Source organism: Pseudomonas sp. ES3-33 (genome assembly GCF_000952175.1).
Classification (GTDB): domain Bacteria; phylum Pseudomonadota; class Gammaproteobacteria; order Pseudomonadales; family Pseudomonadaceae; genus Aquipseudomonas; species Aquipseudomonas gregormendelii.
This window is the reverse complement of sequence record NZ_JZRI01000010.1, coordinates 1-12,026: the sequence shown is the minus strand read 5'-3', so window position 1 is coordinate 12,026 and position 12,026 is coordinate 1. Positions and strand designations below refer to the sequence as shown.

Below are 12,026 nucleotides of genomic sequence, written 5' to 3'. Positions count from 1 at the left end.
AACGGTGGTGGCTGGGCGGGTGCCAGCGCGGGGCGGGCGATTATGCCTCAACTTACCCCGGTTGACCGAGCATCGCGCGAATCTTGTTGGCTAGCAGGTCGATCGAAAACGGCTTGGCCACCATGTCCATCCCTTGCTCGAGAAAACCCTGGCGTTCGGCAGCTTTTTCCGCGTAACCGGTCATGAACAGCACCTTCAGGCCGGGCCGGCGCTGACGGGCGATTTCCGCCAGTTGCCGTCCGTTCATGCCCGGCAGGCCGACATCGGTCACCAGCAGGTCGACCCGCGCGTCCGACTCCAGCAAGGGCAGGGCCTCGATCGCATCCCGAGCCTCATGGGCCTGGTAACCGAGCTCCTTGAGCAGGTTCAGCACCAGCATGCGCACCGCCGGATCATCCTCGACCAGTACCACGGTCTCACCGGCATTGGCCGCCGGCGCTTCGCCTGTGAAGGGCAGCAGGGTGTCTGGCTGCTCCATGTCTTGCAGGCGAGGCAGGTACAGGCGCACGCAGGTGCCCTGGCCCGGCACGCTGTCGATATGGACATGCCCGCCGGACTGCTGGGCAAACCCGTAGATCATCGACAGGCCCAGGCCTGTGCCCTGGCCAATCGGCTTGGTGGTGAAGAACGGGTCGAAGGCCTTGGCCAGTACCGAAGGTGTCATCCCGGTGCCGTTATCGCTGACGGCAATCATCAGGTAATCCCCGGCCTTGAGCGGTTCCAGGGTGTTAATGTCGCTGTCTTCCAGGTAGACATTGGCCGTCTCGATCAGCAGCTCACCGCCGTCCGGCATGGCATCGCGGGCGTTGATCACCAGGTTTAAGAGGGCATTTTCCAGCTGGCTGACGTCGGTGCTGACCGGCCATGCGTCTTCAGTCAGCTGCAGGCGCAGCTCGATGTGATCGCCTTTGGTGCGGCGCAGCAGATCTTCCAGGGAGTGGACCAGGTCGTTGGCGTTCAACGGCTTGCGATCCAGCGACTGGCGTCGGGAGAAGGCCAGCAGGCGGTGGGTCAGGGCGGCGGCGCGGTTGGCCGACGACACGGCCGCTTCGGTGAACCGGCCGATCTCGGCGGCACGCCCGTCAGCGATGTAGCGTTGCATGAGGTCGAGGCTGCCGATGATCCCGGTCAACATGTTGTTGAAGTCATGGGCAATGCCGCCGGTGAGCTGACCCACCGCTTCCATCTTCTGTGCATGGCGCAAGGCGTCTTCGGCGCGTTCGCGTTCAAACATTTCGTTTTGCAGGCGCTGGTTGGTTTCGGCCAGTTGTCGGGTACGGGCGGCCACGCGCTCTTCCAGGGTTTCATTGAGGTTGCGCAGCGCCTCCTCGGTGTTTTTGCGCTCGGTTTCGTCAATCACGAAAATGTAGAAACCGTTCACCGCACCGTCCGCACCATGGCGCGGCAGGTAGTTCATCAGGGCATGCCGGTAGCTGCCGTCACGGTGGCGAGTGTCGATGCCGAAGCAGCAGGTCTTGCCGTTCAGGGCGTCGGCAATGTGCGTGGCGCGCAATGCGTAGGCTTCCTCGCCGAGTACTTCGCGGATCGTGCGCCCGTAAAGTTCCTGGGGCGTGCGGCCGTACCAGTCGAGGTAGGCGGCATTGTTCAGGCGAAAGCGCTCCTCGCGATCCACGTAGCTGATCAGGATCGGCATGGCGTTGATGATCAGCTGCAACTCGGTCTGGCTCTGGCGCAAGGCCTGCTCGGTGTGTTTGCGTTCGGTCAGGTCCAGGGCGGCGCCGAGGAAGCGGATCGGCCGCCCGTGGTGATCCTTGTAACACCGCCCGCGGGCGAACACCCAGCGCACCTGGGCGTCAGCCTGCAGCAGGCGGTATTCCTCGGCGTATTCAGTACCGTGGGTGATAGCGTGCTTGATGCCCCGCGCGACGGTGGCCCGGTCTTCAGGGTGTACGCCTTGCAGATAGGCGGTGATGGGTAACTGGCTGGACAGCAGCGGGTCGATCCCGTGCAGCTGGGCGAAGTGGGTGTCGGCTATGAAGTGGTCTTCGTTGATGTCCCAGTCCCAGGTGCCAACCGCATCTGTCGCGGCGAGTGCCAGCTGCAGGCGCTCTTCGGTTTCGCGCTGGGCCTTGAGGCTGGCTGCCGAGCGCTGCTCGAGCTCCACGGCAATGCGCCGGCGCTCGTTGGTTTCAATGGCTGTGACCAGGATGCCGGCGACCTGCGCGGCTTCGTCGCGGATCGGGCTGTAGGTCAGGTCCAGCCAGAATTCCGCATCAACGCCGTCACGCTGCAAGATAAAGCGCTGTTCGCTGTAGGTGCGCACCTGGCCTTGCAGCACTGCACTATAGATCGGATTGGTGAAGTCCTTGAGTTCGGGCCAGACCTGATGTGCCGGTTGGCCAAACGCATGGGGATGTTTGCTGCCCGCCAGCAGGGCAAACCCGTCGTTGTAGATCTGCGTGAGGTCTGGCCCCCACATCAACAGCATGGGCATGGGCGAATGAAGCACGATGTCCACGGCGGTTCGCAGGCTTTGCGGCCAGGTGCTGGCAGCGCCCAGCGCACTGCGGCTCCAGTCGGTGCGGGCGATCAAGGCCTGGGCATCGCTGCCGGTCGGTGATGCGTTCATCAAATTGTCCTGCAGTAATGTCGGTCTGGCGGCGTCTATTATGCTTGCAAGGTGGTAGACGCTGGGTGGCCTGTTGGGGTCATACTGTCCAATTGAATGCTTCGCGGGTGTTTTTTGCCATGGAAATCGTTGCACTGTTAACGCTGCTGGCCCGCCGTAACGGCTCCGATCTGTACCTCTCCACAGGCGCGCCGCCCAGCGCCCGGTTCGATGGGATATTGCAGGCACTGGCCGAGCAACCGTTCAAGGCGGGAGAGATCGCCGCCATTGCCGCGTCCATCATGGACGCCGAACAGCGCCTGGAGTTCGATCGGGAGCTGGAGATGAACCTGGCGATCTCGTTGCCGGGGGTGGGGCGCTTTCGCGTCAATATTTTCAAACAGCGTAACGACGTGTCCATCGTCGCGCGCAATATCAAGCTCGACATTCCTCGCTTCGAAGACCTCAACCTGCCAGCGGTGCTGCTCGATACCATCATGCTCAAGCAAGGCCTGATGCTGTTCGTAGGCGCCACCGGGTCGGGCAAGTCGACTTCCCTGGCCGCGTTGATCGACTACCGCAATCGCCACAGCAGCGGGCACATCATCACGATCGAGGACCCGGTCGAATATATCCATCGGCACAAGCGTTCTATCATCAACCAGCGCGAAGTGGGGGTCGATACCCGCAGCTTTCACGCCGCGCTGAAGAATACCTTGCGCCAGGCCCCGGACGTGGTACTGATCGGCGAGATCCGCGACCGCGAAACCATGGAGCATGCCCTGGCATTTGCCGACACCGGGCACCTGGTGATTTCCACGCTGCATGCCCACAACGCCAATCAGGCACTGGACCGCATCGTCAATTTCTTCCCGGACGAACGCCGCCCCCAGTTGCTGCATGACCTGGGCAACAACCTCAAGGCGTTTGTTTCCCAGCGCCTGGTGCGCAGCCGTAGTGGCCAGCGTCGGGCCGCGGTAGAAGTGATGCTGGGCACGCCGACCATCGCCGACCTGATCCGGCGCAATGAGCTGGATGAGCTCAAAGGCATCATGGAAAAATCGGCCGAGCAGGGGATGCAGACGTTTGATGGCGCGCTGTTCGGGCTGGTGGTCGAAGGGGCGATCGATGAGGAGGAGGCGTTGAAGCATGCGGATTCAGTGAACAATCTGCGCTTGCGACTGAAGTTGCATGGGGAGGTGACGCCGGGGGCGGCGCCGGCCTCTGGCGAATGGGGGCTGATGGATTGACCTGGGCTAGACGGGCTCATGGACCGATATGGTGTATGTCGGGCTTATGGGTGACATTTTTCATGTAGGAGCGAGCTTGCTCGCGAAAAACCTGAGAACGCTGCGGGGTGTCAGTTTTCCCGTGTCATCGTTGACCACCATCGTGAGCGAGCTCGCTCCTACAACGGCTATCAGTTGTGCAATTCGGGGCGGTTGCGGTATTGCTCCAGCGCCTCGGGATTGGCCAGTGCATCGGTGTTTTTGACCTGCTGCCCATGCACCACATTCCTCACCGCCAACTCCACCACTTTGCCGCTGATGGTGCGAGGAATGTCGGTGACCGCGACAATCTTCGCCGGAACATGCCGTGGCGTGGTATTGGCGCGGATGATCTGGCGGATCTGTTGTTGCAGGCCTTCATCCAGCGACACTCCCTCGCGCAGTTTCACGAACAGCACCACCCGCACATCATCCTGCCACTGTTGACCGATGGCCACGCTGTCCACGACCTGCGGGACTTTTTCGACCTGGCGATAGATCTCTGACGTTCCGATGCGTACACCGCCCGGGTTGAGCACCGCGTCCGACCGGCCGTGGATCATCATTGCGCCATGCACCAGTTGCTCGGCGTAGTCGCCTTGGGCCCACACGCCGGGAAACTGGCTGAAATAGGAGGCCCGCAGTTTCTCGCCATCGGCGTCATGCCACAATCCGATCGGCATCGCCGGAAAATGCCGGGTACACACCAGCTCGCCTTTCTCGCCGATGACCGGATGGCCTTCGTCGTTCCACACTTCAATGGCCATACCCAGGCTCTTGCCCTGCATTTCGCCACGGCGCACCGGCAATAGCGGGTTGCCGATGACGAAGCACGAGACGATGTCGGTGCCCCCAGACATTGAGGCCAGGCACAGGTCGCTCTTGATGTCGCGGTAGACGTAGTCGTAGCTTTGCGGCGACAAGGCCGAGCCCGTGGACAGGAGGGTTTTCAGGCTGCCCAGGTCGTGGCTGTGCCGGGGCTTCAGGCCGCTGCTTTCCAGGGTCGCGAGAAACTTCGGGCTGGTGCCAAAGACGCTGATGCGTTCATCGTCGATCAGGTCGACCAGGCGTTCCGGACCAGGATGGAACGGCGAACCGTCGTACAGCACCACCGCGCTGCCGACCGCCAGGGCCGAGACCAGCCAATTCCACATCATCCAGCCGCAGGTGGTGTAGTAGAACAACCGGTCGCCGACTCCCAGGTCGGCGTGCAGGCCATGTTCTTTCACATGCTGCAGCAGCACGCCACCGGTGCTGTGGATGATGCACTTGGGTACGCCGGTGGTGCCGCTGGAGTAGAGGATGTAGAGCGGGTGCGCGAAAGGCACGGCAATAAAATCAGGCTCGCCACCGACTTCGTAGAAGTCTTCCCACAGGCTGACATTGGCCGGAGTATGGAAGTCGTCGATACGCGCCTGTGGCCGAGCGTAAGGAACAACGATCAGCTGTTGCAAGGACGGCAGCCGTACGAGGATTTCATTGACCTTGACGGTTTGCTCGATGTCCTTGCCGGCGTAGCGGTATCCGGCGCAGGTGATCAGCACTTTTGGTTCGATCTGGCCAAAGCGGTCGATCACGCCCTGGGTGCCAAAGTCAGGTGAGGAGCAGGACCAGATGGCCCCCAGGCTGGTGGTGGCGAGCATCGCCACCAGGGTTTGCCAGGTATTGGGCATGCATGCGGCCACCCGGTCACCCAGGCCGACGCCGGCAGCCTTGAGGCTGTTCTGCAATCCGGCGACGTGTTCACTGAGTTGCGCCCAGGTCAGCTGTTCGCGCTGACCGTTTTCTGCGATGGCGACCACGGCCACCGCATCGTCGCGGCGCCGCAACAGGTGCTCGGCGAAGTTCAGCGTGGCGCCGGGGAACCACTGGGCGCTGGGCATCTGTGCGCCTTCGAGCAGAACGCAGTCCGGTTGCTGGTGAAAGCGGATGTCGAAAAAGTCGACAATGGCTTGCCAGAAGTCCGCGCGCTGATCGATGGACCATTGGTGCAGGGCAGGGTAGTCATCGACATGCAGGTGATGGCGTTGATTGATAAAGCGCCGAAACGCTTCCATGCGTGTCTTGCCAATGCGGTCGGCATCGGGTTGCCAAAGGATGGTGGACATGGCTTGGCCTCTTTTTTTATTTTGAAATCCAATCGCGGGCAAGCCTTGCTCCCACAGGTCTTGCATATTGTCTGAGGGAGCAGACTTTGGCCCTACCTGGCTACTGAGCCAACCACCCACCATCGATATTCCAAGCGGCCCCCCGCACCTGGCTGCCCGCGTCACTGCACAGGAACAGCACCAGTTCACCCAGTTGCGGCGGCGTGACGAACTCCAGGGACGGCTGTTTCTCCGCCAGCAAATCATGCTGCGCCTGCTGCGGGTCAACGCCTTTGGCAATGCGATCATCGATCTGTTTCTGCACCAGCGGCGTCAGCACCCAGCCTGGGCAGATCGCGTTGCAGGTCACCCCGGTGGTCGCGGTTTCGAGGCCGACCACCTTGGTCAAGCCAATGACCCCATGCTTGGCAGCCACATACGCAGCCTTGCCAGTGGAACCCACCTGGCCATGCACCGAGGCGATGTTGATGATCCGCCCCCAGTTCTTCGCGCGCATGCCGGGCAGGCTCAGGCGCGTACTGTGGAACACCGACGAAAGATTGATCGCGATGATCGAATCCCAGCGCTCCACGGGAAAATCCTCCACGGCCGCGACGTGCTGGATGCCGGCATTGTTCACCAGAATGTCGATGCCGCCGAACTCGCGCCCGGCGTAGGCGATCATCTCGGCGATCTGCGATGGATCGCTCACATCAGCCGGATGATGGCCTACCTTGCCGCCAAATTGCTCTACCTGGGTGATCACTGCCGTGGCATCGCCAAAGCCGTTGAGCACCACGTTGGCGCCGGCCTTGGCCAGGCTCAGGGCAATGCCCAGGCCAATGCCGCTGGTGGAACCGGTAACCAGTGCGGTCTTGCCCGAAAGAGTGGTCATGAATACCTCACACAATGCCAGTGGCGTAGAAAGTGCCGATGACCACGAAAACCGCCAGGGTCTTGATCAGCGTAATACAGAAAATGTCTTTGTAAGCTTCCCGGTGCGTCAGGCCGGTAACGGCCAGCAAGGTGATCACCGCGCCGTTGTGCGGCAAGGTGTCCATGCCGCCACTGGCCATGGCGGCCACCCGGTGCAGCACTTCCAGGGGAATGTTGGCGGCATTGGCTGCGCTGATGAATTGTTCTGACATGGCCGCCAGGGCAATGCTCATGCCCCCGGACGCCGAGCCGGTAATCCCCGCGAGCAAGGTCACGGTAACCGCCTCATTGACCAGTGGGTTGGGGATGTTCTTGAGCCAGTCGGCCAATACCAGAAAGCCCGGCAGCGAGGCGATCACTGCGCCAAAACCGTACTCCGATGCAGTGTTCATGGCTGCCAGCAGCGCGCCGCTTACAGCACTTTTACTGCCTTCGGCGAGCTTGCTGCGAATCGCCTTGAAGCCAAATGCCAGAACCATGAGGATGCCGATCAGCAGGGCAGCCTGTACCGCCCAGATCGCCGTGAGCTTGGCGATTTCGGTGGTGACCGGTGCGCTCATGCCCGGCAGGGCGAGGCTATGAGTCTTGCCGTACCACTGGGGAATCCAGTGAGTGAACAGCAGGTTCATGACGCCCACGGCCAACAGTGGCGACAGGGCGATCCAGGGGTTTGGCAGCTTGATGTCTTCGGCTGTCTCCGGCTCGTTGCGCAGCTCGGTGCCATAGCCTTCGCCCGCGCGCTGGGCCTTGTTGCGCTGGCGCTGCAGGAACAGCATGCCGGCGCACACCACGAATATGGAACCGATCAATCCCAGCCAGGGCGCTGCCCATGCGGTGGTGTTGAAGAAGGTGCTGGGGATGATGTTCTGGATTTGCGGAGTGCCGGGCAGCGCGTCCATGGTGAACGAAAAGGCACCGAGGGCGATGGTTGCCGGGATCAGGCGCTTGGGGATATTGCTCTGGCGGAACATTTCGGCGGCGAACGGGTAGACCGCGAACACCACGACAAACAGCGACACGCCGCCATACGTCAGCAGCCCGCACACCATCACAATCACCAGCATCGCCTGGCGGGTGCCGAGCATGCGGATCGCTGCGGCGACGATAGAGCGCGAAAAGCCGGACAGCTCGATCAGCTTGCCGAACACCGCACCGAGCAGGAATACCGGAAAGTACAGTTTGATGAAACCGACCATTTTTTCCATGAACACGCCGGTGAAGGCAGGTGCAACGGCGGAAGGGTCGGTGAGCAGGACGGCGCCGAGGGCGGCGATAGGGGCGAAGAGGATGACGCTGTAGCCGCGGTAGGCGGCCAGCATTAGCAGCGCCAGGGCTGCCAAGGCGATGATCACACTCATGGTGTGTCTCCTGAATTGTTATTTTTTTGGGTGAGGCTTCGTAGGAGACGCTTTAGCGAGTTTCGTGCCAGTGGTACAACTCATTGAAATATAAGGAAAATGTTGTTTCATTGAGATTGGCGTGAAGGTTTTTGTCTCGGATTGGAGAATTGCTTCGGCTGTGGGGGAGCCATCGAGGGGAAGCCTTGCTCCTACAGAACCCTGAAGACTGCAAAAGTTGTGCTAGGCCTCGCACCTGTTGGAGCAAGGCGTGCCCGCGATGAGGGTCTATCTACCAATAGAGACCCATGTCTCATATTGGAGACTCGGCAATCCCCAAAGCGACCATCTTCTTGTACAACGTCGACCGCCCCAACCCCAGCAGTACTGCCGCATCAATGACCTTGCCGCTACATTGCGCCAGGGCTGATTCAATCAGTTGTCGATCAAAACGCTCCCGCGCCTGGCTGAACGTCTCATGCGCAGCTGTCACGATCACCGGTGGCGCCGCACGCTCCACCGGGGTCAACGTGCCGATTGCCGCCCGTATTTCCTGGGCGTCGAGGATCAGATCATCACTGAGCAATGCCGCCCGCTCCAGCACATTGCGCAATTCACGAATGTTGCCCGGCCAAGCGTGTTGCGCCAACAGCGCCAGGGCCTCTTGGTTGAGTTCATGCTGGCTGCGCAGCTCTTCAAGGATCGCCTCGCTCAGGGCTGGCAGGTCGCCTGGGCGATCACGCAACGGCGGCACATGGATCGGCAAGACATTGAGGCGGTAATACAGGTCGGCACGAAACTCGCCGCGCTTGATCGCCGCTTCCAGGTCCGTGGAAGTCGCCGCGATGACGCGCACATCGCTCTGGATCATTTCGTTGGAGCCCACTGGCTCGAACTCCTTCTCCTGAAGCACGCGCAGCAACTTGCTCTGCAGGGGCAGGGGCATGTCGCCTATCTCGTCGAGGAACAGCGTGCCTCCTTGCGCCAATTGCAGCTTGCCGATGCGACCCTTGCGGTCTGCGCCGGTAAACGCACCGGGAGCGGTGCCGAAGAATTCGGCTTCCAGCAGTGCTTCGGGGATGGCCGCGCTGTTGATGCTGACAAAGGCTTTGTGGGCCCGGGGTGACGCGCCGTGGATCGCCTGGGCGAGCAGTTCCTTGCCGGTGCCGGTTTCGCCGAGCAGCAACACCGGAGAATCGGCGCTGGCACCGCGTCGGGCACGGCGCTTGACTTCGAGGGTCGCGGTGCTGGTGCCAATAAAGTGGGCAAAGTTGTACTTGCTCTGGCGTGCCCGCAGCAACGAGCGGGTCGAGGCCAGTTCCTCTTGCATGCTCATGTAGCGCTTGAGCATGGGCGAGAGGCTGCGTAACTCGTCGAACAGCGCAAAGCCGATGGCGCCGATCACCACACCGGTATCGTCATGGATAGGCAGGCGCATGACCACCAGGGGCTCCTTGGGGGTGTCCTGCATGTCGAGCAGGATCGGCCGGCCGGTGCGCACCACCTCGCGCAGCAGACTGCCGGGGATCACGCTTTCGCATGGCTTGCCGATAGCCACTTCAGCCGATTCCAGGCCAAAGCGGCGGGCGTAGCGCTCGTTCATCCAGACGATGTTGGCATCGCGGTCGACGATGACCGTGCCTTCGCTCGATTGCTCGATGATCTCGAACAGCGAGCGGATCGCCAGCAGGCGCACGCGCTGGTAGTCCTTGAGGCTTTCGGTGGTGTTCATGATGGGGGCCCGCCAAGCAGCGCCGCGGCCAGCAACTCCTTGGTATACGGATGCTGCGGTGAATCGAACACCTCATGGCTGGCCCCGCGTTCCACCACCTTGCCGTCCTTGATCACGATCATATCGTGGGCCAGCGCGCGAACCACGGCCAGGTCGTGGCTGATGAACAGGTACGTCAGGCCATGTTTTTCCTGGAGCTGACGCAGCAGGGCGACCACTTGTTTTTGCACGGTACGATCCAGTGCCGAGGTCGGCTCGTCGAGCAGGATCAGCGCCGGTTTCAGCACCAGCGCCCGGGCAATGGCGATACGTTGGCGCTGGCCGCCTGAGAACTCGTGGGGATAACGATGGCGACTTTGCGGGTCCAGGCCGACTTCTTCCAGCGCCCGGATCACCTCGGCCTGGCATTCATCAGCGCTCAGTTGGCTGTGCACTTCGAGACCTTCGCTGATGATCTGCGCCACCGACATGCGAGGGCTCAGGCTGCCGAAGGGGTCCTGGAACACCACCTGCATTTTCTTGCGCCATGGCCTTAGCTGTTTTTGCGTGAGACCGTCCAGCGCCGCGCCCTGAAAGCGGATGCTGCCTTCGGAGTCGAGCAGGCGAAGGATCGCCTGGCCCAATGTCGACTTGCCCGAACCGGACTCGCCGACTATGCCAAGGGTCTTGCCGCGCTGGATGTTCAAGCTGATGCCATCGACGGCGTGCAGGTAGGTCTTGCGCTGGAACAGCCCGCTACCGAGCAGGAACTTGACGTTCAAGTCATCGACTTCCAGCACATTCTCGCGCTCGTCCCGGGGCAATGCTTCGCCTTCCGGCTCGGCATTCAACAAGACGCAGCTGTAGGGGTGTTTCGGTTCGTTGAACAGGGTTTCGCAGGGCGCCTGTTCGACGATCTCCCCGGCCTTCATCACGCACACGCGCTGGGCGATGCTGCGCACCAGGTTCAAATCGTGGCTGATCAGCAACAGGGACATGCCCAGGCGCTGCTGCAGGGATTTGAGCAGTAGCAGAATCTTGCGCTGCACCGTGACGTCGAGCGCGGTGGTGGGCTCGTCAGCGATCAGCAGCTGCGGTTCGCAGGCCAGGGCCATGGCGATCATGACCCGTTGCCGTTGCCCCCCGGACAGTTGATGCGGGTAGGCCTTGAGCCGCTCCGCAGGTTTTTGAATGCCCACCAGGTGCAGCAACTCGAGGATACGTGCCTGGGCCGGTTTGCCGGTCAGGCCCTTGTGCAGCAGGAGCGCTTCGCCGATCTGCTTCTCGATGCTGTGCAGGGGGTTGAGCGACGTCATCGGCTCCTGGAAGATCATCGCTATCCGGTTGCCGCGCAATTCGCGCAGCACCTTGGGGTCGGCGCCGAGCAGCTCTTTGCCATGATAGCGGATGCTGCCGGTGGTCTCGGTGCCGGTCTCGGGCAGCAGTTGCAGGATCGAATGCGCGGTCACCGATTTGCCGGAGCCGGACTCGCCTACCAGTGCCAGGCATTCGCCGGGGCGAATGTCCAGGCACAGATTGCGCACCACGGTCTGGCCGCTGAAGGCCACGCAGAGGTCACGGATTTCGATCAGGTTACTCATATCAACGGTCCGTCATTCAAGATCGCGGATCAAAAGCATCGCGCAATGCCTCACCGATAAAAACCAGCAAGGAAAGAATCAGTGCCAGGGTGAAAAACGCCGTCAGCCCAAGCCAGGGTGCCTGCAGGTTCTGTTTGCCCTGGCCAATCAGTTCGCCCAGGGATGCACTCCCGGCGGGCATGCCAAAACCGAGGAAGTCCAGGGCCGTCAGCGTGGAAATCGCGCCGGTCAGGATAAACGGCAGATAGCTCAAAGTCGCATTCATGGCGTTAGGCAAGATGTGCCGCACGATCACCTTTCGATCGGTCAGCCCCAGCGCTCGCGCAGCCTTGACGTATTCGAGGTTGCGCCCGCGCAGGAACTCGGCACGCACCACGTCCACCAGGGCCAGCCAGGAGAACAGCGCCATGATCCCCAGCAGCCACCAGAAATTGGGCTCGACGAACCCCGAGAGAATGATCAGCAGGTACAGCACCGGCAACCCGGACCACACCTCCAGCAAGCGCTGACCGAGCAA

At 61.6% G+C, this 12,026-nt stretch carries 8 protein-coding genes; 1 reads left to right on the top strand and 7 read right to left on the bottom strand.

Annotation, left to right across the window (positions count from 1 at the left end):
* Nucleotides 1-52 precede the first annotated feature (52 nt).
* Nucleotides 53-2,590 carry a PAS domain-containing hybrid sensor histidine kinase/response regulator gene (locus UB23_RS01455; RefSeq protein ID WP_045057565.1) on the bottom strand — a complete coding sequence of 846 codons (2,538 nt, stop codon included), beginning with the start codon at nucleotides 2,588-2,590 and terminating at the stop codon, nucleotides 53-55.
* Nucleotides 2,591-2,709: 119 nt separating this feature from the next.
* On the opposite strand from UB23_RS01455, the gene UB23_RS01450 reads away from it, so the two are divergent.
* On the top strand, nucleotides 2,710-3,819 hold the full coding sequence (locus UB23_RS01450) for a PilT/PilU family type 4a pilus ATPase (RefSeq protein ID WP_045057628.1): 1,110 nt from the start codon (nucleotides 2,710-2,712) through the stop codon (nucleotides 3,817-3,819).
* Nucleotides 3,820-3,989: 170 nt separating this feature from the next.
* On the opposite strand, the gene UB23_RS01445 is transcribed toward UB23_RS01450, so the two are convergent.
* From UB23_RS01445 to UB23_RS01420, 6 genes are all read right to left on the bottom strand, one after another.
* On the bottom strand, nucleotides 3,990-5,945 hold the full coding sequence (locus tag UB23_RS01445; RefSeq protein ID WP_045057564.1) for an acetoacetate--CoA ligase: 1,956 nt from the start codon (nucleotides 5,943-5,945) through the stop codon (nucleotides 3,990-3,992).
* Between the two features lie 100 nt (nucleotides 5,946-6,045).
* Nucleotides 6,046-6,819: a 3-hydroxybutyrate dehydrogenase gene (locus UB23_RS01440; protein WP_045057563.1), complete on the bottom strand. Its 774-nt coding sequence runs from the start codon at nucleotides 6,817-6,819 to the stop codon at nucleotides 6,046-6,048.
* 7 nt (nucleotides 6,820-6,826) lie between these two features.
* A complete protein-coding gene (locus tag UB23_RS01435) occupies nucleotides 6,827-8,218 on the bottom strand; it encodes a GntP family permease (RefSeq protein WP_045057562.1) in 1,392 nt (463 codons plus the stop codon).
* A 292-nt stretch (nucleotides 8,219-8,510) separates the two neighbouring features.
* Nucleotides 8,511-9,929: a sigma-54 interaction domain-containing protein gene (locus UB23_RS01430; protein ID WP_045057561.1), complete on the bottom strand. Its 1,419-nt coding sequence runs from the start codon at nucleotides 9,927-9,929 to the stop codon at nucleotides 8,511-8,513.
* Nucleotides 9,926-11,509 carry an ABC transporter ATP-binding protein gene (locus UB23_RS01425; RefSeq protein WP_045057560.1) on the bottom strand — a complete coding sequence of 528 codons (1,584 nt, stop codon included), beginning with the start codon at nucleotides 11,507-11,509 and terminating at the stop codon, nucleotides 9,926-9,928. The genes UB23_RS01430 and UB23_RS01425 overlap by 4 nt, the downstream gene beginning before the upstream one ends.
* A 16-nt stretch (nucleotides 11,510-11,525) precedes the next feature.
* Nucleotides 11,526-12,026 (bottom strand): ABC transporter permease subunit (locus UB23_RS01420; RefSeq protein ID WP_045057559.1); only part of this gene is annotated, 501 nt, incomplete at its 5' end.

Coding starts and splice junctions, on each gene's coding strand:
- UB23_RS01455 (WP_045057565.1), bottom strand. CDS start 2,590: ATGAACGCATCACCGACCGGCAGCGATGCCCAGGCCTTGATCGCCCGC.
- UB23_RS01450 (WP_045057628.1), top strand. CDS start 2,710: ATGGAAATCGTTGCACTGTTAACGCTGCTGGCCCGCCGTAACGGCTCC.
- UB23_RS01445 (WP_045057564.1), bottom strand. CDS start 5,945: ATGTCCACCATCCTTTGGCAACCCGATGCCGACCGCATTGGCAAGACA.
- UB23_RS01440 (WP_045057563.1), bottom strand. CDS start 6,819: ATGACCACTCTTTCGGGCAAGACCGCACTGGTTACCGGTTCCACCAGC.
- UB23_RS01435 (WP_045057562.1), bottom strand. CDS start 8,218: ATGAGTGTGATCATCGCCTTGGCAGCCCTGGCGCTGCTAATGCTGGCC.
- UB23_RS01430 (WP_045057561.1), bottom strand. CDS start 9,929: ATGAACACCACCGAAAGCCTCAAGGACTACCAGCGCGTGCGCCTGCTG.
- UB23_RS01425 (WP_045057560.1), bottom strand. CDS start 11,509: ATGAGTAACCTGATCGAAATCCGTGACCTCTGCGTGGCCTTCAGCGGC.